We start from the raw sequence: 22,186 nt of genomic DNA, 5'->3' as shown, positions 1-22,186 counted from the left end.
TTCTCCGACTTTGTATGGTGGAGGCTACAGGATTCGAACCTGTGACCCTCTGCTTGTAAGGCAGATGCTCTGAACCAGCTGAGCTAAGCCTCCATACTTTTTTAAAGAACGCCGTTCCCTAATTGCGTGTGCAAATATAGCTTAAAAATTCTATTCTCAAAATTATTTTCAAAGATTTTCTACATTTAAAACTGCAACAAGCTAAAAAACACCCACATAATTTTCACAGCAATTAATCGTAGAACTTCCACGAAATACCAAATCTAAAGTTGGCTGTATTCATTGGATAACGTCGCACAGTATAATAACCATTCGGGTAGAAATTCTGATTTAGGAAATTATAACTTAAAAACATATTGACCCGCTGTATATTGGCGGTAATCCATAAGTCCATAATCGGATAAGTAGAAAATTCTATCTGCTGATAAGCGTTATAAAACTGCCCTGTTCCTATCGAGTAATTTGGATTGGCATAAGGCGTATTAAATTTGGCATCAATACCTATACTATAATCAATGACTTTATAAAAGAGATTGCTATAATAGAGACTATGCCAAGTATAAACCTCAGGAATAGCCAATACGCTCTGTTGATCAGTTTTTTGATAAACCACCAAGTTATCAAGTGTAAAATGATTGAGTTTAAATTTCTGGCCCACACTCACTTTCAATAAATTGGCGTTATCCAGTTGCGCCGGATTAATCCATTTATCCTTCCTACGGTCGTTTTGCGGATTCGGCAGCTCTTCAAAATAAGTATAGTTATTCATCAGAAAATACTCAACCTTTCCATTAAAACCCAATGTAGGGTTACGATATTGAAAGGCCACATTTTGAATTTTGGTCTTTTTTAGCCCCAAATCATTCCAGTTACCATAAGTATAGTTCAGGTTCTCAAAAATCATTTCAGGAGATTTGTTCTGCGAATAGGCAGAAAGAGTCACCTTTCCGATTTTATCTCCCATGGAAATATCCGCCTTTGCTTCATAGAGGAAATCCCCTATATTATGGCCAAAAACAATCTGATTGGCTTTTAAGCTGAAATCTAACCGATCTGAAAATTTATAACCTAGCTCACCCTTGACAATTCCATTTTGATAGAAACGATCAAATGTTGTACTATCTGGCAATTTCTTAAGTGGTTCGGGGTACGCGGCCTGATTGCTATAGTAACGCAATGAGTCTACCTGACTCTGCTCCACCCAGTTCATATCATGCTGAAAAGCAAGGTTCAGCTTAGCTTCATTTTTAAAAATTGATTTGCCACGCAGAAAGAAATTATACTCAAACTCATTGGAAACATTAGTGATCGCTGTTTTATCATTGTTCAGCGCAAATGCTTTATTATTGTAAGGCATTGCAGCAGCCCGGTCGTTCATGTTCTTGAAGAAGTTATAGGTCTGCCTTCTTATGCGGGTGTTATGCGCCATACTGTTTGTCGGATAGATCTGCATGGTCGGCTTTCCCTTATCGACAGTATCAATCCGACCGACATAGAGCGACTGACGCAAGAACAGCGAATTGTCCCACCATTTCGATCTCGGCACGGTCGCATTAGTAGCATCCTGAAATTTGACAGGAAACCGATCCGGAGACTGTTTATTTTCGGGAGCAAATGGACGGTCTTCAACAGTAGAGCCATTCTCCATTGCATCCAAGCGGTTGAAAACAGCGTTGATCAATAAATTATAACGGTTATTTTTAGACTCATACCACGATGCAATGGATGCCTTCAGATCCGAATAATTCTGATTAAGATAAAATCCATCTGTTTTCGTTGAATGAAAGTCAACATTCATATTCCATTGCGAATTGATATTCTGTGCTACCCGGGCCCTAAAGACCTGATCATTGAAAAAGAACCCTACTGCTGACAGTTCGGAATAACGCGCCCGAGCCCTAAAATATTGAACAGAATCCGGGTTCAACAAATAACGCTCCAAAGCAGTGAATCCAGACTGAAATCCAATTGTCTTTTTGGGTTGGAATAATAAGTCGCGAGTAGCAAGACCATACGACCCTAGATTCACACTGGGATTCCAGGGTGTGTTTTGGGGATTATAATATTGGTAATTATGGTGTGACGTATCTATTTGCCTTGTATAAGTTCCTTTTTTTAGCATATCCAATGTCGCATAACGGATATACTTTGCAGACAGGATAACCGAATCTTTTTTTCCATCTTCTTTGGCTCTCGCCGAATCCAACGCGCTGCTCCACTCCTCCTTGCTTTGCGCAATTACATCCATGGAACAAACAAGTAAGACACACAGTGCGGCTAAAACGCGTACGATCAACTTCATCTAAAATTGTATATAGTCTAAATTTACTGCAAAGCTATTAATTCTTTCAAAATTAATGTCATCTTAGGTTCCGCTTTCTCAGCGACAGCTACGATTTCCTGCAAAGACACAGGTTTTAACACATCGTGAAAGCCCTCATCCGTAACAACAGAGATTGCAAATACCGGAAGAGCCATATGATTGGCAACAATCACCTCTGGCACCGTACTCATGCCGACTACATCCCCACCTATAATTCGCATGAAGCGGTATTCAGCTTTTGTTTCCAGGTTTGGTCCCTGTGAGGAGACGTACACAACCTTTCGTGCTGTAATTCCGTTCTTTGCTGCAATTTCAAGTGCCTGTTCAATCATTACACGATTATACGGTTCACTCATATCCGGAAAACGAGGCCCAAATTCAGTCAGGTTTTGCCCACGCAATGGATTGTCAGGCAATAAATTGATATGATCTTCAATAATACCCAGATCTCCATTCCTGACATCTGGATTCAGGGATCCCGCTGCATTTGACACAAAGAGCTTTTTGACGCCCAGCACTTTCATGATCCGAATAGGAAAAGTAATCTGCTGCATATCATACCCCTCATAATAATGGAGTCTTCCTTGCATGGCAACTACATTCTTGCCATTTAATTTTCCAAAAATTAATTTACCGGAATGGAATTCTACTGTAGAGATGGGGAAATTAGGAATATTGGAATACATCAGCTGATATTCGATCTCAATCTCATCAACCAATTTACCTAAGCCAGTACCCAGGATGATACCGAATTCTGGAGTAAAATCTCCGATTTTTCTACGGATAAACTCCGTAGTCTCATTTATGCTATGATACATACGTACAAAAAAACTAAGTATCTCAAACTTAACTTAATTTTTTTGTACGTACAAATCAAATATCGCGGCTTAGTTATGCGAAAGTGCCTTTTCACTCGCCTTGCCTGGAGAACTGACCAAAAGCATCAAGAAAGTGATAAAACCATTGATGATAATCAGGTCCAGTCCAATAACATAAGGTGTATACACCTCAATCACATAGGTTTTCAGTAAATACAATATCGTTGGTGAAAGCACACAGATATAAGGCACCGCCTTATCCCGGACAGCAGATTTTGTGAAGATTCCAAAAACAAACAATCCCAGCAATGGACCATAGGTATAGCTTGCCGCAGTAAATATCGCATTCACCACTGAGTCGTCATTGATCAGCTTAAATACGAGTATCACTAATAGCATCACAATCGAAAAACCAAAATGAACATAATTACGCTGTTTGATGAGAGCGGGATCATTGGGATTTTCCTTTTTATTGAAGTTCAGGAAATCCACACAGAACGAAGTTGTCAATGCTGTAAGCGCACTATCGGTTGTTGCAAATGTCGCTGCAGTAAGCCCCATCATAAATATAATCGCCGGAACGATAGCCAAGTGGTTCAACGCAATCTCCGGATAGAGGTAGTCGCGTGTCGCCAGTTGTGACACATCAATACCATTTTTTGCCGCATAGATATACAACAAGGCTCCCACCGCTAAAAAGAAAATATTGATCACCACAAATACACTTGTGAATGTAATCATATTCTTTTGTGCTTCTTTGATCGTTCCCATAGACAGATTCTTTTGCATCAGGTCCTGATCAAGTCCCGTCATAGCAATAGTCACAAAAATTCCACCCAAGAATTGCTTCCAAAAGTTTGCTTTACTGCCGACAAAATCATCCCAGAAGAAGATTTTGGAATAGCTGCTTTCTTTAACCGCTTCGAATGTATCTACGATCCCGAAGTCCAATCCCTTAGCCATAAAATAGATCGACAGAATAACGGCAGTCACTAAAAAGGTAGTCTGTAGAGTATCTGTGACAATAATCGTCTTTAAGCCCCCCTTATTGGTATATAGCCAGATAAGCACCAAACAGATCACTACTGTAATCGCGAAAGGCACATTCCAGGCATCAAAAATAAAATGCTGTAGGACAATTGCAACCAGATATAAACGAAAGGCTGAACCAATGGTACGCGAAATCAGAAAAATAGCAGCACCGGTTTTATAAGTTGTATGCCCAAAACGTTCCTCCAAATAAGTATAGATGGAGGTCAGATTCATCCGGTAGTAAAGTGGCAGCAATACATAAGCAATGATGATAAAGCCAACAGCATTACCTAGCACAAATTGAAAATAGCTAAATTCTGAAGCGCCAACAGCACCGGGAACAGAAATAAAAGTTACACCGGAAAGCGCAGTACCGATCATCCCAAAGGCAACCATATACCATTTCGAATTTCGGTTAGCGACAAAGAAGGTAGAGTTGTCGGAAGATCCTTTTGAGGTGAAGTGTGCTACTGCGAGTAAAACCGCAAAATAGATCACAATAAAGGATAATAATATAACTGGTGACATAGTTTGTTTTTAATAGGTGATTTTGATGCTGATAATTTTAATGTGTTGCCTGATAGGCTTCAATCGCTTGCCTTACATTGCCAAATTGTTCCAACAAAGCTGCTGCATCCTCTTCAGTTGCCCCAGTCTGATCCATAATAATGCGTACCCCCCTACCAACCAATTTATGGTTTGACAACTGCATATCGACCATTTTATTCCCTTTAACACGGCCCAGCTGAATCATTACTGCTGTACTGAACATATTTAATACAAGTTTCTGTGCTGTACCAGACTTCATACGAGTAGACCCGGTCACAAACTCTGGCCCTACAATGACCTCAACAGGATATTGTGCAATTTCAGCAATCGGAGAACCGTCATTACAAACGATACAACCTGTTATCAGTCCTTTTTCGTTTGCAGTCTTCAAGCCACCAATGACGTAAGGCGTAGTACCAGAAGCAGCAATACCGATCACGACATCATTCTCATCAATATCATAAGCTTCCATATCCTTCCAGGCCTGCTCCAGATCATCCTCAGCAAATTCCACAGCCTTACGGATCGCCGTATCCCCACCAGCAATTAACCCAATGATCCACTCAAATGGTACACCATAAGTCGGAGGCAATTCAGACGCATCCAATACTCCCAATCGACCACTTGTACCAGCTCCGATATAAAATGTCCGACCACCCGCCTTCATTTTCTCTACCGTAACCTTAACCAATGCTTCGATCTGAGGAATAGAGCTTTCAACAGCTAGTGGCACAGATTTATCCTCGTTATTGATATTAGTCAATAATTCATGTACAGACATCTTGTCCAAATCCTGATAATTCGAATCTTTCTCCGTTGTATTAACCATTCTTAATATATATTGTATTTCTTAATTCAATAAACTAGGAATATCCACGATTTGATACCCCTTCTTTTTTAATATCTTAATTATATCATCCAAATGATGATATAGTTTATCTTTCCGTCTTTCGTCTGTCCCCATATGGATCAACACCATAAAACCATTCAGGCCGGATTTCGTTTCTTGAGACCAAAGGCCTTCCAAAATTGCTGCAGAAGACAGATAACGTTTCCCCATTTCGGGATAGCTGTAATCCGCAGCGGTCCTTATTCCGGGTGTATAATTGATTGAAGACAACCCTATTTCTTTGGCCCATGCCACCGTCTGGCTATTATACCATTCATAAGAAGGAATATAATAATGTAGCTTACTTGTATCTACCCCAGAAAGTGCCAATTCAATCAGATTAGCCTTCAAATCCCGCAGGAACGAATCCCGGCTGACCTGCAACTTATCCCGACTCCCCCAATCGCTGATCAGAAGATGCTTATCTGAATGCCCCGACACCAAATGTCCGTCTTTCAACATCTGCCGGATATAAGGCTTGAATCTTGCGTTCCGTAGATAATCTCCTGTTAAGAAAAAATTCCCCTTCACGTGATGACGCCTCAAACTTTTCAAAACCACTGCTGTTCCCTCTGACAAATCATGCCCTGTAAAAAGTAAGGCCACTTTTTTCGTTGTAGAATCACCGCGGACAACCGCACCGAAGACATCCCTGATTACTTTTTTCCAACAGGCTCCTCCAATGCCTTTCCTTCTTTAGCCGCTAGCAAGTAGATCAATGAAGCTGTTCCATCCATGGTGAGTTCATTGGTACTGTAATCACCATAATCATCATGGTAAACAGCCAGGTCACTCTGAAAGTCCGCATAGCTATCAGGGTTATTCAGTTTAATACCGATCAGGTTACGGTAAGTAGATGCCATTATTGGACCATCTACCAGCCCGCCATCAATCGGGTGTTTACCCAAATAAGTAAAAGCAGAATGTGGATCAATTGGTGTATCGCCCCAAGATGGAAGACCATAGACCATACTTGTACCCCATGGATTAGCACCAAAGAGCCAATCGAAATTTGCCTGCTCCAGTTCATCAAACTGATTATCTCCTGTCAGCTCTTTATACCAAAGGCATTGCATTGCGAAAGAAGCTGTTAGATTGTTGCTGCACCAGATAAAAGGAACCCCTCTTAAAAATGCATTTTGCTCCGCACGTTTATTGACCTCTTCAATACCTTGTCTATAATATGAAACAATCTCCTCGCGATCCTGTCCTTTTATTTTTTTAGCCAATTCATAATGCCCCAGGTTGATAAAAGGATACCACTGATAGTGCGCAGCAGTATCTGTTATCATCCAGGGTGTTATTTTTTCTTGTCTGGCATACTGCATAGCCTCTTCGGCAAACTTGTTTTTCTTTGTTACCGAAAGTCCCATTGCCGCTGCCAGCTGCATATCATCCACCCAATTGTCTTCGGCATAGATATAGGGCGATTTGACCGAAACCGTCTGTGTCACCCCAGGCTTTATATTTGCATACGCATAAGCTGTCTCTGCTTTCTGAGACAACAGCCTTGCATATTTTTTATCATCCTTCCCAAAAAGCATAGATCCCAAACGGAAAGCGCTACTCAATTTCCCTGCTGTAGAACTTGTTCCGGTAGTGTTATTCATAAACTTGCCCCTTTGTTGCGGCTCGCCATCTATAAAATACACCGGGCGTTCAAATCCCCGCCCATAATAAGGATCCTCCTTGGGCATACGCATACTGGCATGATCCCGATCATCCGCAATCTGATTATACATCTGATCCGCCTTTGGATGCATCTTCAGCAACCAGTCCAGTCCCCATTTAGCTTCATCCAATATATCGGCACGACCGTTCTTCCCATCCAGACCATTTGCCTGCTTTTGATCAGCAAACACCTTGGGAAAGTCCCGATAAGCCGCCAGCAGATGGAATGTTGCATTTGCCGACGTAGTCGCGTATTGCAAATAATCAGAAGCATCATGCCAACCTCCCCCAGCATCAATATGTGAACTATCGGCTACACCGACTTTACCGGCATACAGCGTAAAACCATCGTGCGTATGACAGCTATCCTTCAAAAAAGGATTAAACAATGTCCGTTGTTGACGCATGTAGCGCAACACAAAGTCCGCTGCACCCTTATAGACATCGCGGGCTATCCTAAAATGAGGAGATTTGATTTCTCCTACCTGGATAAAAAAACTTCCCGTATCCTGTAAAGCCGAGAAATCGAATCGAAAACTCTGCACAAAAGGGCCGTAAACACCATAATCTTTCCCTACGGGATGAGCATACACTGATTTACCAGTCTTTGTATCTTTAACCTCAAAAGAACGAAGCTGCCTGATTGATTTCCCGCCCCATACCGCGACTTTTTTACCTGCCGGTGTATAGCCTAATTGATTTATTCGAATCCAAGCATTTTGCTGTGCTTCCGCAAAGTTACAAACAAAACATGCAAAAACAAGCAAAAAAGCTTGACGTAAATTTAAGAAGTTTAGACATTCTTTTATCATAATAAGGCATTTATTTTTAATAAAATCAACTCAAACGGTTGTTTAAAACCTCAAAGAAACTATTTTACCGTCCATCGTACTTGCAATCACCTCATTACTACCGTTTACCACGACAGGATTGACCATGCCATTGGAAATTTTATATTGCCACATTATATCGCCTGTTTTTGCATCAACAGCCGAAAGCAAACCCGAATGACTCGGCACAAACACCAATTTACGATTTGTTTTTATCGCCGAAGGCGTCAATTCATAAGGCAATTTTAGTTTTGCTTTCCAAATTACGTCCATTTTCTCGCCTGTGGAAGAAATCCCCAACAGATCGCCATCCATTGTCTTCACGTAAACCTGTTTTTTATTTACTGCCAATCCCATAGACTCTCGCACACGTATAGTGTCTTTCTTTTCTCGCCAGACCACAGTCCCATTCTTTGCGTCTAATGCAGTCATAAACCGATCCGGTGCAACAACAAATACGCGATTATTTACCCCAACAGGATTGCAGGCGGCAGCCGAAAACATCCGATTGGCGTGGCCATTGTTCCATTCCCAGGATAGTTTTCCAGTTTTGGCATCCAATGCATAAAATCCATTTCCCCACGAACCGAAGATGATATTGCTCAAATAATACGTTGGCAAAGTCGATACAAACCCTTTGACCTGATCAAAACTCCATCTTAATTTACCAGTCTTTATATCCAAGGCTCTGAATTTACCATCCGAACCGCCGATAAAAGCGACACCATCATGCAGCAGTGGCGAACCCAATACTGCCTTATCTGTCTGTACCTTCCAGAGTAGTTTTCCATTTTCCGCATTGACAGCATATATAAAGTGATCCGAAGAACCGGCTACAACAATACCCTTCCAAACTGCTGGCGTGGAGTACACTTTCCCTCCAGTCCGAAAAGACCACAGTTTTTTACCGGATTTAAGGTCCAGGGCAAAGATATCACCCGCAGTATTAGATGTAACAACTTTGTTTTTATAGATTGTCAACCCTGCACCAATATCACTTGCATCTTCAAAAGTCCAGTTCACACGGACAGCACCTGCATACTTCTCATTGACCGCATAACTCGGCCGTGGATAAGTTGTAGTTTCGCGGTCATAGCGATGGTCAAACAAAGGTACTTCTAACCAAGGTTTTTCTTGTGTACCAATTCCTGGATTACGCTCTTGATAAGTCGCTTTTCCACCAGCGATGGTTACAATATTATAGCCACCGACAGCTTTATTTGCACGTAGGTTGGATCGGCCCATTACACCCGGAATCCCTTCCCAGTCATAGGCCTTGTTAGCATGTCCATGTCCGCAGAAAGCCAATTGAACATTGCGTGTTTTAACGCGCTTCAATGCATCAAACCAATTGTTAAGAGAAGAATCCTGTGGATAATGGTTAATATAAATTAATGGTGTTTGCCTGTCAGGGTTCGCAGCAAAGATAGAATCCATCCACACCAGATTTTCACGTGGTATCTGCCCTGGGCTCATGCGCATATTCGGACCAGAGTTTGTTCCAATAAATTCATAGCCCTTATGTTTAAAGAAAAAAGTCTCACCACCAAAGACAGTACGAAAGGTATTGGCTCCGTTTTCAGACCAGTTTCCATCGTGGTTACCCGGAATTACATACCAAGGCAACTGCAGACTATCCAAAATCCGCTTTGCCAATTTCAGTTCCTGATCAGCCCCAAATTCAGTAATATCTCCTGAGAGTATAACAAAATCGATGTCTTTCAATGTATTAAGATCCTTTACAGTACGTCGCAGATCTTCCTCCCCTGTTGCACCACCGACATGTGTATCCGTAACATGGGCAAATTTAAAAGACTGCGCAAAGGACACATTGATAATGCACAATAATGCAATAATTAAGGCTTTAAGCTTCGGTTTCATGGATAAAGTTTTCTTAAAAATAGCGTTTTTATGCGTAAACATAAAATATAAATGCGTTTTTATGCATGATATTTTTGATACAAAAAAACACCCTTTTATTAAAAAGCCTTTCTGAAATATTCAGAAAGGCTTATATTATTAGCAATAATGTTTACCAACCTGATGTTTGGGCTAAGATATAGCCTAAATCAGCATACTGCTGAATTTGATTTAGTCCAACAGGGGACATATAGACACGGTCAGTAAAACTTACACGGTTTGCAAATTTCGGAACCATATAGTAACCAACCAGAGCATCTCCATTTGTACCATTGTAAGTTATCGTATTCCCCCCAGCATCACGTACCTTCAAAACACCTTCATAAGCTTTTGTCAAACGATTTGGGAGATCTTGTTTAATATTCACCCATGGACCCAACGAATAATCTACATTGCGGGCAAAATTCATGTAATCCAATTTCTTCCAGCGACGAATATCATTCAATCTCGCGTATTCGTAGACAAATTCCATCCTCCTCTCTCTCCGGATCTCCCACATCAACGGAGAAACATCCGCATCGCGCTGTGGATCATTTGGTAAAGTATTTAACAATAAAGGAGCTGTCTTTTTAACACCTTTTGCAATAGCATCCGCATCCAATGGCCTATTTCTGATCGCATTAATAGATTTATCCAAATCAGCCTGAGTAACAGCAGCACCGCCAAAAAATTCCGCGAGAATTTGCTTCGCTTCAATCCAATTCAGTACAACCTCACCAAGACGAGCAACAGGGGCATCATTCGTATTCGTATTACTACTCCATTTTGCAGGATATGTTTTACCAATATAAGTAAGCGCCTCTCTTGCAGCGAATTTATGACCATAAGCCAAAGTAGATGAAGCTGTATTGACCACATTCATAAAAGTTGCCTCAAAACGAGGATCCCTTGTCTCCGCTAAAGATTTCATGGAGAAATCAGACGCATTTGCAACAGTCGAACTCTGCCAAATCTTACCATCATTACAGATAAATGATTTTAGCAAATCTAGGTTAACCCCTTTTTGCCCCTCTGTTCCGTTACTATAAGAACCTACCGCATGAGTCACTTTCAACGCATCATTATATGTTCTGAAGAAAATCACTTCCGCATTGCTAGACAAATCCTCTGATGCGAACAAACTTTTGAAATCACTACTAAAAGACCATTTACCACTATTCATAACCACCTCTGCAGCTTTTAAGGCAAGACCAAGGTATTTTTTTGCACGATCCTGATCCAGGCCATGATATTTTTCCCAAGAACCTTCAAACAGCATTAGATTAGAAATAAGTGCAGCTGCTGCATATTTATTTACATACCCTTTACCATCATCTGCACGCATGTTATCAAGCACATACTCAAAATCAAGATAAACCTTATCCATAACCTCGCCACGTTTTGTCCGCTCTTTATACATTCCGGCTTGATCCATAGGATCAACCTCAGCATCAAAATAGGGTACATCGCCGAATACGGAAACTAACCTGGCATACTCGTAACCTCTAAAAAAGCGGGCTACCGCAGTCCAATGCTTGTATTCAACATCGGTCAAGTTTGCCTTAGCTTTTGTATCAACTCTATTCAGCATGATATTAGCCTTTCTTACCCAATAGAAGTTCCATGTCGGGCCAGAATAAGTTGTTAATATATCTGGAGCAGGAGTCCCTACTGACAATGACGGAGTCGTGCCCCGACTTGTTGGAACAATTGTTTCAAAGCCCCCCTGGGTACCCTCCGAAGTAAAATCATCCGCATAATTATAGCCCACCAATGGCGCATATGCCGTACCATAAAATGTATTATAACCAACAAAGTAGTTTAGATAAAAATCATTTGCGTATAAACGAACATCCGCTTCATTGCGCCAAAAATCCTTATCAATGACCTTCGTTTTATCCGGTCTATCGAGAACATCTTTATTACACCCAACGCCCAGCAATACTGCAGACAGGATGATAGATCCAATTTTTATTCTATTTAATTTCATCTGTCAAATTCGTTTAAAAGTTTAACTGAACACCAAATGATGCGCTTTTAAAGGTCGGCGTTCCTACCCCAGTACGCCCACTGTTGTAATTCGTTTCATTAAAGAGCGAATATCCTTCAACTTCCTCCGGATCGATCGGCAATCCTCTCAGTTTGTCCCAAGTGAAGAAATTCTCCAAGGAAACATATACCCTTAAATTATTCAGCTTCGCCCGTTTGATCACATCTTGAGGAAGAGAGTAACCTAATGTCAAGTTTTTAATTCTCAAATATGACATATCCAGCAAGTAACGGGACTGTATCTGCATATTATTTACATTTAGACTTCCGCCGTTATTAAATGCTGCCGGATAGAACGCATTCTGATTGTCTTCGGTCCAATAGTCGTTTACAAAAGTAGCAGGCATCGCCCCATCCGAAATATTAAAGCCTGGTATCGCCAAGAAGCCAGCTCCCCAGACCTTACGTTGACCGACACCCTGGAAGAAAATAGATAGATCAAAACCTTTCCAGTCCGCTGCTGCTCTAAAACCATACTGATAACGCGGTGTAGAGTTACCAATAATTTTCATATCACCAGGATTATCAATAGTACCATCCCCATTATCAATCTCTCCATCGCCGTTTAAGTCTTTAAACTTAACATCTCCAGGACCAAAGTAAAAATTGGTTGAATTTTGGAAACGGGGTTGATAAACAGGTTTTTCGCCGTTCGTCCCTTCTTTTAAGAGATAGGCACTCCCTGTAGCGTACTTACTCATCCCCGCATTCATCTCCACGAGCTGCGGTTTGCCATCACCACCTAACACGAAGTCATTATATAGGTACAAACGATCAGTATCATAGCCCCATATATCACCATAAACCCGACCGTCATAATTCACACCGGTTGTTCTTGAAGATGTGTATCCACTAAATACAGATTTCGCATCATCAAAATTGGCTCTAAAATTGATCCCTAAACCATTTTCAAAACGATGATTAAAATCTACAGCAAGCTCAAAACCTTTTGTCGTCAATGTACCAAAATTCCCAAGCGGCGCCGGTGCCCCCAACGTATATGTAGTTCCCTCTAATGGCGCAAACATATTTTTGGTTTTTTTCTGATACCAATCGAACGTAATTCCCAGTTTATTTTTAAATAATCGCGCATCAACACCAAAATCCAAAGTCTCAATATTTTCCCATGTAACATCTGGCCAATTCAACTTAGGTGAACCTACCGCATTTAACAGGGCACCATTTACAATATAGTTAACTTGACCTGCTGACATATTCGCAATGTAAAGATCTGGATCTACTGTTTGATTTCCGATTGCTCCCCAAGATCCTCTAAATTTCAAATGACTAAGTGTAGACCTTGACCAGTCCATAAATTTCTCTTCTGAAACTACCCAACCAGCTGAGAAAGATGGATACCATCGCCATTTCAAATCTCCGGGGAATTTTGACGATCCGTCATACCGAAGATTACCTTCAAACAAGTATTTATTCTTATAAGCGTAGTTCATCCGACCAAAATACCCCAATTGTGATTCCCAATACTCGCCACCACTACCAGTAACCTGTCCTACTGCCAAGTCAAATTGAGGATTTTTAATATCCAATAGATCTGCACGCTGTGTCCAATGATAAGAACCATCATTTGTCACCCGGTTCAATCCTAAAATAAACTTGAAATTGTGATCCTCGTTTAGATCAAGCTCATAAGTCGTAAATGCATTCACAGTATGCTTATGTTCGTTTTGCGAACGCATATAGATATGATCCTGGGCTGACCCATTGGCTGTATACATATCATTAGAAAGATCATAAGCCAAACTTGCATCAGCATCCCCCTTATTAACAACAGCACCATCTTTATTCACATAGACAGGATTCCCTTGTGCGTCAAACCGTTGTTTGGCAGCCACCCAAGAGTTTGCAGCCGTATATCGAGTTCCATTTTTACGCCAGTTATAATCCTCATTTGTAAAGGTATAATCAACATCTACCTTCCAATTTTTCATAATATTAACTGTAGCACCAGCACTTAAGTTAATATAATTATGCAACATGGAAGCTTCATTTGCAGCCTCATTCTCACTCCACGGGCTTCTGATTGGGTTATTATTTTCATCATACCCCATTGGATAGAGTGAACTCCATCGGTACATGTACAGCCAAGGATCGGCCGTAGTTGAGTTTGTCGCATAAGGATAAACCTTATTCCGTTGCGCGAACATAGCCCCTGCACGAACAGTCACGTACTTATTTAACTCCGTATTTAAGCGTAGAGCCGCATTATACCTTTTGAATTTATCTGAATCACCAGCCTTCAACATACCGCTCTGATTCAGAGAACCAAAAGAAGCCGTATATTGTGTTTTATTTATCGAACCATTTAAAGACAAGTTATGCGTCTGCGTTGGAGCCCATTCGCGCACCATATAATCATAAGGATCATAAGTTCTGACGCCATATTTTTTTGTAGGCGACCCTGGGTCAACGTACCAATCCCGGCCATATACTGTCGGATCATCTTTACCAATGGACGAACCATATTTTTTATCCCACTCAACAGCTCTTTCGTAACTTTCCTTGTTCACTTTATAGAAAGCCCCTGTTTCTGTTCCACCAATACGATCCAATGCATCAATGGTATATTTCAACGCATTCACACGACCCATTTCTAATTTTTTATATGGATTTTGAAACGAGAAGTTGTTCGAGTAATTTACAGTAATTTTTTCTGAGCCACCGCCTGTTTTTGTCTTAATCAATACAACACCAAAAGCAGCCTTTGCACCATAAATAGAAGCAGAAGCGGCATCTTTCAAGACGGTAATGGACTCTACATCGTCGGGATTGACATACTGAATACTTGGAATCTCAACGTTATCCACTAAAATCAATGGGCTGCTACTCCCTTGGATGGATGATATTGCACCCCGAATACGCATTGTCGGATCAGATCCTACCTCTCCACTTGGCACTGTCACACTAAAACCCGGGGTAGTACCTTGAATCGCCCTTCCGACATCAGCAATCGGACGACTTTGTAGATTTTCTTTCACATTAATTGTTGAAACGGCTCCTGTCAAATTCCCCTTTCTTTGAGTACCGTAACCAACCACAACAACCTCATCTAGCGCTTGATCATCACTAACCAAAGTCACATTCAGCGAATTAGAGGTGACAGTAACATCTTTCGAAATATAGCCTATGGATGAAAAACGCAATTTACTTCCCACAGCAGCTGTAATTTTGAAATGCCCCTGCGCATCGGTCTTAGTTGACACCCCTCCGCCAACAACGGATACGCTTACGTCAGAGACTGGACCTTTTCCATCCGTCACAGTACCTTGTACTGTATTTTGAACTATACCTCTAGCAGAAGAATTCAGAAGGACACCCGTCAACTTAGTGCCATTCAAAGAACCTTCTTTCTTTGTAAAAGAATAGGATTCAGAAGGAAAACTCAATCCAAGAGCAACAGAAAATAGTACAAATTTTCTCATTGATTATAGAGTTTTAAAATAAATGATTTTAGTTAATATTGTTTATTCGTTAGTATTGTTTGCTATAAACTATTCAAAATCGGTGTACAGCAGGTATTTTTTACGCATTTGCTTGTAAACCTTTAAGTCTGCAACCCAAGAATCCCTGATCTGCACCTCAGACTCTCCTGCTATAATTTGTTTGCGCAATTGATCTGCCCCAGCTAGCTTATCAAAAAATTCCGGCCTAGCAAAAAACGTAGTTTTATCCGGCGTCTTTTTATAAAAATCCAGCAAGTATTTTAGTGTAAATTTTTGTTTATTAGGATCTAAGTCACGCAAATCGACACCATAGTTCTTAGCACCTTTCCCTTCCACATGTTTTGACATACCGTGACGTTCGCCTGGTGTAAATGTAAAAGACCCATATACAGGATTTGTATACCCCAACACCTGGAAAGGCCAATCTGTACCACGACCCACCGAAATATCTGTACCTTCAAACAAACACAGGGAAAGATACAAACGCACTGAAAGTTGATTAGGTAAACTCGGTGATGGAATTACCGGCAAATCATACGTTTTTTTATGGTTCCAATTTTGAATTTTTACGATTTGTATATCAGCTTGACGCCCATTTTCCAACCATTTTTCTCCATTAATCATCTGCGCTAGCTCACCAATGGTCAATCCATGAATCATGGCTATTTTATGCCAGGAAACATCTGATTTAAATTTATCATCATGGCGCACAGGTCCATCCACCTGATCACCATTTGGATTAGGCCGATCCAGTACAATTAGTTTTTTATTATGCTTTGCACATAATTCCATAACTCGATGTAGTGAGGTAATATAAGTATAGAAACGCGCCCCCACATCCTGGAGGTCAAAAATCATAACATCAATGGAATTGACAATGGAATCTTGTTTTTTATTTCCCCCGTAAAGGGTAAATAAACTTAATCCTGTTTTTTGATCTACGTCATTACCGAACTTCTCGCCACGTTCTACATTGCCACGAAAACCATGTTCCGGAGCAAAGGCAAACTTCAGATCAACCTTATTTTCAAGCAAAACATCCACTAGATGTCTTTTATCATTCCCTACAATAGAAGTCTGATTTCCCATAATCCCAACCTTCTTACCTTTTAGCTGTGGCAAGTACAAAGACAGCTGGTCTGCGCCAGGAGTGATCAAACTGTTTTCACTTATAGATACAGTATTACTGTTTTCTTTATTGAGTTTTGTTGACTTCAGTGAACTTCCGCAAGAGAAAAGGACAACAACAGATAGTACAAAGGCTAATTTTAGTAAGGCATATTTCATCATAAATAGACTATTTGTTCATGTATAAAATGCAGTTTTATGCATGAATAATTGAAAATCAGAATAAAAGTAAGTAGAAGTTTTCGTTTTTAAAACAAAATACCTTATAAAAACGCAAAAGAAAGTAAGTGTTTACTCACAATTAAAAATACAACAACCCCGCCAATACTCCTAAATAAACACAAAAAAGCACTTTAAAAGCTCCATAACAATAGCTTGAAAAGATAAAACACTATTTTAATAAGACATAAAAGATGTAACAGAAACACGTAGAAATATCATTTCCATATTTTAACATCTCATTAACAATACAGCAAAACACAGCAAACCCGCAAAAAAAAGGACTACACTGACACTTTCCCTAAGTGATCTCATATTGAGACAAGAAGAAAACTGGAAAATACAAACACCAAAAGAGACTGGCCACAAGGAAATGCCGCTGACCACATTACAAGTACGTACCCGAATTAAGGAAGAGGTTTTAGTTTTAGGTCAACCAAATGGCCCCTCAGAGAATGCATAAACTTATCACCCGGATCATCTTTACCAGTGATGTATTTAGGATCGGTTTCCTTCCACCACGAAGTCTTTTTAAAGCGTTGATATTCATGATGCCCGATCACGTATTCAATAGCATATGTTTTACTAAGATAGCGGATCAATTCTTCATTTGCTTTCAGCTGCGCATCAGTTAAGGGGTTCTGACGGCTACCTATATTTTCGATACCGATTGCACAATAATTGAGACCAATGGTATGCCTAGCAAAAATAGTATCGGGCAGAAATTGATAGATTGTTCCATCACGGTCGATTACAAATTGAGAAGATACATTCAAAGGACTCGCCTTGGTCAGCTCAGGTCTGCCTGGCAATTTCACAGGATTAAAGGTGTTGAATGTTGCTTTTACACTATTGTTAGCTGTCCAATGCACGACAACCATTTTAGGTTTTATTGTCGGTGCAGCTTGACTTAGCCCATGTCTATTTTTCAGATAATCCAAAGACAGCTGTACACGCTCTTGATTCCAGGTAATAGGCTTTTGAACAATCTTGGGTGATTGGGCAAAAAGAAAAAATGGAAATGCTGTGAAGAAAAATTTAATAAAGTATTTCATCGAAAAAAGTATTAGATAAAGAAAGCCGCAATTGCGGCTTTCAAATTTAAACTATTCTTTAGTATCCCACCAAACCGGAAATGACCATATATCGTCGTTCAACGCATTTGGATGAGATGCTTTTAAATTATCGGAATTATAGTTGATCTCATGCGAAACTTGACGCACTCTTCTGAACTGCTTTCCTTGCGGTATTTTCGTCTGCGCCGCAGCTGTGACCGTGTACTCGTAGGGCACTGACCAACCCGGATATACCGCACCACTGAAATCATAGCGGCGCATATCATTCCAATTTTGCTGCGAAAACGAAAGTGCGATAAATTTTTGCATCATAATTTTAGCCAGCGTAATATTTCCAGCGTTACCAATACCATTATTCAGGAAATTATCGATTTTCGCTTGCTCCATCGGCGATTTACTTTTGTTAATATTACCATACGAATTTAATTTGATATTCATTAAATCGATATGTGCTTTAACCCCATCTTTATACGCATTAAAAGCTCCAGCCTTATCCCCTTTGTTGAACAGCACTTCTGCTTTGATAAAACACATTTCAGGATAGGCAACCAGATGGGTAGGCGCATCAGGACGCGAGTAAAATGTACCCGAAGCAGCAACTGTACCATCATTCCATTTATAGATATCGGACACATCACTATCATATCCGACGGAACTACTTTTAATCGAAACATACACTGTATCGCCCCATCGCGCTGTATTAGCATTGTTGATATACCATGAGTGCGGAGCAACACTCCGTCCATTACTTTGGATTGTAACTGTTTTATCGTTGTAAGATGATGCTATTGGCCCTGAATTCATCCGAATATTTGATTTCATATCAACTCCTTTCGAACGAACAAATTTCTTTGGTGAACCGAACTCTGCCCAAGGAAGTAATTTATCCGCCCGCGGATCCTCTACACCTTTATTATCAAAATTGGTCAAAAGATCTTCATACCATTTGGTAACCAAAGTATTTGTATTCATTCCAGCATTGTTAAACACAATCGACGTTTTAACAGGATCTGCAAAAAGGATATCTCCAATATTGTCTGATTTATCATCAATATGCGACACCACTGTGCTCTCTCCAATTGAAGTAGCCGCATTGTTTAACGCTGTCAATATTTCATCAGGCTTATATAAACTGGTCTTTTTTGAAAGATTATTTAGCCACCTTGCTTTTAGCCCATAACACATTTTCAACCATTTCTTGACATCACCACCATTCCAGCTATCACCCGCAGATAGAGGTGCAGTAGCTGCCGGTTGCGCCATATTGAAATATTCGATTGCCTTATCTATATCAGCAAGACAACCCTCGAAAATCACCTTTCCATCATCAAATTTTGGCGTAATATAAGCCCCCAATGCCTCCGTATACGGCATCTCTCCGTACCAATCTGTCATCAGCATAAAGCCCATTGCACGAATAGTGTGCAATGCTCCAAGATAGTGATAGGCATTTTCAGATTTTGCCTTTTCCTCCATATCCTTGAAGTTCGCCCCTGCTCCTATAAAAAAGAATTGATAAGGTGTTGTTGACATACCAGGCAGAGGATTCCAGCCAGCAATCATACTATTTGAAGCTGCACCATTGACAAATGTCAATTGCTGTGTTACAAAGCTTGCGCGTGTTCCTGCTGTCCCTTGCGCATATAAATAATAATGCTGTATCCACGCCAGACGACTTTGCACCGAAGCGACAGTACTCGACGGCGTATTTGGATCCACATTGATATCCAACCAATTTTTGCTACAGGACGAAAATAAAGTTAGAACCAACAGAAATGAGACTATTCTCTTATATTTATTCATGACTTTTCTATCTTAAAATCTAAAATTTAAACCAAACATAACGCCAGCCGTACTAGGGACACCATTATAATCTATCCCTACCGAACTCGAACCTCTCACACCAGAACCAGCAGCCGACGCTTCAGGATCAAGCCCTTTATAATTGGTCAATAACCATAAGTTAGTTCCCGTCAACGTTGCTGTCAAACCTTTTACAACTTTTGAAACACCGGCATTCTTTAATACACCATCCGAGAAATTATAAGCAACAGAGATATTGCGCAAGCGTAACCAGTTGGTCTTCACCATAAAGTTCGCACTTTCACGCGCATAGAAATCACTCCAATAATCTTGAATAATCTTCCGTCCACTTGTTGACACACCTTTAATATCGTACATTTGATCTGCTAAAAATGTAAACGTCTTGTCTTCATATACAGGAACATCATTCGTTCCCCCATTACGGATTGCACCGCTCAATACCAGCTGATCACGATCCTCAGTTCGTTTACTCATCCCACCGACCGTCATCGCATAGTCCGTACCGTTATAAATGTCACCACCTATACGGAAGTCAAATAAGAAAGAAAGGTTAAAATTCTTATAGGTCAAGCTATTATTGAATCCACCGGTTAACTTAGGCTCACGGTTTCCAATATTATATGTCACTTGGTTATCACTTACTGGCATACCGGTATTTACATCCAAAACAACCTTTCCATCGGGAGTCCGTGTCCATTGCGAACCAGAGATTCCCATAAAATTCCCGCCATTAAAAGAAGCTGCTTTTGCATTACCAACCTGCACATCAGTCACATAAAGAATATTGACACCCGCCAATAGATTATCTACTGTCCCTTTATTTCTGGACATATTCAATGTCGATTCCCAAACAAAGTCTTTCTTGACAATCGGCTTGCCAGTCAGAGACAATTCCATTCCTTTGTTGTATATATCACCAGCATTAACTGAAGCAAAGATATAACCAATAGATTGAGCCAAACGAGGAGATAGAATCTGATTGTAGGAATTGTTAGTATAATAAGCATAATCTATTCCCAATCGCCCTTTAAAGAAACGCAATTCAGCCCCAATTTCAAACGAGCCTGTTGTCTCTGGCCTCAAATACGGATTACCTTTCTGCCAATTATTTCCCAGTCCAACTATTCCACCTAAATATTGAATTGGTTTCCACAGATAGGTATTCGTAACATAAGGATCAGCATCTTTTCCAACTCTCGCCCAAGACGCTCTTAACTTTCCAAAATCCAGCCATTCTGGACGACTGTCTTTCATCAGCTCAGTGAATACAAAACTGCCGCCGACAGAAGGATAAAAATAAGACCTATTATCCGCAGGAAGTGTTGATGCCCAGTCATTTCTACCCGTAACATTCAAAAACAACATATTTTTATAGGAAGCGCGAAACTCACCATATAAACCAAATAAACGTTTCTTTGCATTATTAACGCTAAACTGCTTATTCGCCAATTCTATATTTTCAAAACTGTAAAAACCAGGCGCTTCAAAATGATAGCCCATCCGGCGGTTTGTTGTGGTCTTGGTTTGCTCTGAGAAAAATCCCACTAAAGCCCCCAGATCAAAATCACCCACCTTTTTATTGAAATTGGACATGATATTGGAAGACCAATAGTTGTATTTGAAATCACTCTCAGACATCATCCCCTGTTGCCATGGTTTTTTGATCGCACCTCCTTCACCAATAATCGTTGAGTTTTTTGTCAGGTAACTATCCATCCCCACACGATAGGTCAGGTTCCACCAGTCAAAAATAGGCATCGTGGCGTTGATACTTCCCGTAATACGCTCTGTATTATCCCCTAATATATTCCGGTTAATCGTCCAATATGGATTTTCGACATCTGATTCCAAAGGCTGACGCCCTTCGAACATACGATATTTTGTACCATCATCATTGAGGTATTTCTTCATATTATCACTACGAGACCAGCTGTATAGGGATTCCATTGCACCGGTTCCACCAGAACCCCATAGACCAGCAGAGGTTAACGTCTTGTCTGTATTCGCAAGCGAATATCCAACATTAGCGCCCACAGTCAACTTACCAAATTTTTGATCACCATTAAAGCGGAATGTGGTTTTATCAAAGCTCGTATTTGGAACGATCCCTTTTTGGTCAAAGCGAGAACCAGACAAATAGAAGGATCCATTTTTACTTCCCCCTGATAAATTAACCGTATTATCGAATACCGTTGAATGCTGAAAAAAATCTTTCACGTTGTTATACACGACATCATTATTTCCAAATTTCTCACCCCAAGATTGAGTTGTATAATCATCCAATACGCCTGCACTATTGTAATAGCCACGTTTATATTTCCCTTGTTGCTCCGGCAACCGATTAACCCAATTATTTGAAAATCTACTTGAAAAACCGATTTCAGTGCGACCTTCCTGCCCTTTTTTTGTAGTAATGAT

The 22,186-nt window shown here is 40.4% G+C and carries 13 protein-coding genes and 1 tRNA gene; all 14 read right to left on the bottom strand.

The window, feature by feature from the left end; all coding sequences use genetic code 11:
• Window positions 1-15 precede the first annotated feature (15 nt).
• Window positions 16-93 (bottom strand) — tRNA-Val (locus AC07UV_RS24400).
• 139 nt (window positions 94-232) lie between these two features.
• Window positions 233-2,302, bottom strand: coding sequence for a putative porin (locus AC07UV_RS24395; RefSeq protein ID WP_495185639.1), 2,070 nt, complete (start codon window positions 2,300-2,302; stop codon window positions 233-235).
• Window positions 2,303-2,325: 23 nt separating this feature from the next.
• Window positions 2,326-3,141 carry a purine-nucleoside phosphorylase gene (locus tag AC07UV_RS24390; protein ID WP_282251839.1) on the bottom strand — a complete coding sequence of 272 codons (816 nt, stop codon included), beginning with the start codon at window positions 3,139-3,141 and terminating at the stop codon, window positions 2,326-2,328.
• A gap of 69 nt (window positions 3,142-3,210) precedes the next feature.
• Window positions 3,211-4,701, bottom strand: a complete 1,491-nt coding sequence (locus tag AC07UV_RS24385) for a sodium:solute symporter (protein ID WP_223581595.1) — start codon at window positions 4,699-4,701, stop codon at window positions 3,211-3,213.
• A gap of 37 nt (window positions 4,702-4,738) precedes the next feature.
• Window positions 4,739-5,551: an N-acetylmuramic acid 6-phosphate etherase gene (murQ, locus tag AC07UV_RS24380; RefSeq protein WP_282251833.1), complete on the bottom strand. Its 813-nt coding sequence runs from the start codon at window positions 5,549-5,551 to the stop codon at window positions 4,739-4,741.
• Between the two features lie 21 nt (window positions 5,552-5,572).
• Complete coding sequence (locus AC07UV_RS24375; protein WP_495185638.1) at window positions 5,573-6,217, bottom strand: polysaccharide deacetylase family protein; 645 nt, start codon at window positions 6,215-6,217, stop codon at window positions 5,573-5,575.
• 50 nt (window positions 6,218-6,267) lie between these two features.
• Entirely contained in the window at window positions 6,268-8,094 is a 1,827-nt protein-coding gene (locus AC07UV_RS24370) for a glycoside hydrolase family 9 protein (RefSeq protein ID WP_495185637.1), read from the bottom strand.
• 42 nt (window positions 8,095-8,136) lie between these two features.
• Window positions 8,137-9,993, bottom strand: a complete 1,857-nt coding sequence (locus AC07UV_RS24365; protein WP_495185636.1) for an outer membrane protein assembly factor BamB family protein — start codon at window positions 9,991-9,993, stop codon at window positions 8,137-8,139.
• Window positions 9,994-10,144: 151 nt separating this feature from the next.
• Window positions 10,145-12,001 (bottom strand): RagB/SusD family nutrient uptake outer membrane protein, encoded by a 1,857-nt coding sequence (locus tag AC07UV_RS24360; RefSeq protein ID WP_495185635.1) that lies wholly within the window; start codon window positions 11,999-12,001, stop codon window positions 10,145-10,147.
• Between the two features lie 13 nt (window positions 12,002-12,014).
• The gene (locus AC07UV_RS24355; RefSeq protein ID WP_495185634.1) at window positions 12,015-15,500 is read right to left on the bottom strand and encodes a SusC/RagA family TonB-linked outer membrane protein; all 3,486 of its coding nucleotides are present in this window, start codon (window positions 15,498-15,500) and stop codon (window positions 12,015-12,017) included.
• Window positions 15,501-15,569: 69 nt separating this feature from the next.
• Window positions 15,570-16,811 (bottom strand): exo-beta-N-acetylmuramidase NamZ family protein, encoded by a 1,242-nt coding sequence (locus tag AC07UV_RS24350; RefSeq protein ID WP_495185633.1) that lies wholly within the window; start codon window positions 16,809-16,811, stop codon window positions 15,570-15,572.
• A 464-nt stretch (window positions 16,812-17,275) separates the two neighbouring features.
• The gene (locus tag AC07UV_RS24345; protein ID WP_495185632.1) at window positions 17,276-17,923 is read right to left on the bottom strand and encodes a peptidoglycan recognition protein family protein; all 648 of its coding nucleotides are present in this window, start codon (window positions 17,921-17,923) and stop codon (window positions 17,276-17,278) included.
• Between the two features lie 51 nt (window positions 17,924-17,974).
• Entirely contained in the window at window positions 17,975-19,747 is a 1,773-nt protein-coding gene (locus tag AC07UV_RS24340) for a SusD/RagB family nutrient-binding outer membrane lipoprotein (RefSeq protein ID WP_495185631.1), read from the bottom strand.
• Between the two features lie 12 nt (window positions 19,748-19,759).
• A complete protein-coding gene (locus AC07UV_RS24335) occupies window positions 19,760-22,183 on the bottom strand; it encodes a SusC/RagA family TonB-linked outer membrane protein (RefSeq protein WP_495185640.1) in 2,424 nt (807 codons plus the stop codon).
• Window positions 22,184-22,186 lie beyond the last annotated feature (3 nt).

This window comes from Sphingobacterium sp. GW821-FHT03E03, from assembly GCF_059420745.1.
The sequence above is the reverse complement of the archived record's forward strand: the minus strand, read 5'-3'. Positions and strand labels throughout refer to the sequence as shown.

Bases quoted from the DNA above. Each gene is read 5' to 3' on its own strand.
- AC07UV_RS24395 (WP_495185639.1), bottom strand. From the start codon at position 2,302: ATGAAGTTGATCGTACGCGTTTTAGCCGCACTGTGTGTCTTACTTGTT.
- AC07UV_RS24390 (WP_282251839.1), bottom strand. From the start codon at position 3,141: ATGTATCATAGCATAAATGAGACTACGGAGTTTATCCGTAGAAAAATC.
- AC07UV_RS24385 (WP_223581595.1), bottom strand. From the start codon at position 4,701: ATGTCACCAGTTATATTATTATCCTTTATTGTGATCTATTTTGCGGTT.
- murQ (WP_282251833.1), bottom strand. From the start codon at position 5,551: ATGGTTAATACAACGGAGAAAGATTCGAATTATCAGGATTTGGACAAG.
- AC07UV_RS24370 (WP_495185637.1), bottom strand. From the start codon at position 8,094: ATGATAAAAGAATGTCTAAACTTCTTAAATTTACGTCAAGCTTTTTTG.
- AC07UV_RS24365 (WP_495185636.1), bottom strand. From the start codon at position 9,993: ATGAAACCGAAGCTTAAAGCCTTAATTATTGCATTATTGTGCATTATC.
- AC07UV_RS24360 (WP_495185635.1), bottom strand. From the start codon at position 12,001: ATGAAATTAAATAGAATAAAAATTGGATCTATCATCCTGTCTGCAGTA.
- AC07UV_RS24355 (WP_495185634.1), bottom strand. From the start codon at position 15,500: ATGAGAAAATTTGTACTATTTTCTGTTGCTCTTGGATTGAGTTTTCCT.
- AC07UV_RS24350 (WP_495185633.1), bottom strand. From the start codon at position 16,811: ATGATGAAATATGCCTTACTAAAATTAGCCTTTGTACTATCTGTTGTT.
- AC07UV_RS24345 (WP_495185632.1), bottom strand. From the start codon at position 17,923: ATGAAATACTTTATTAAATTTTTCTTCACAGCATTTCCATTTTTTCTT.
- AC07UV_RS24340 (WP_495185631.1), bottom strand. From the start codon at position 19,747: ATGAATAAATATAAGAGAATAGTCTCATTTCTGTTGGTTCTAACTTTA.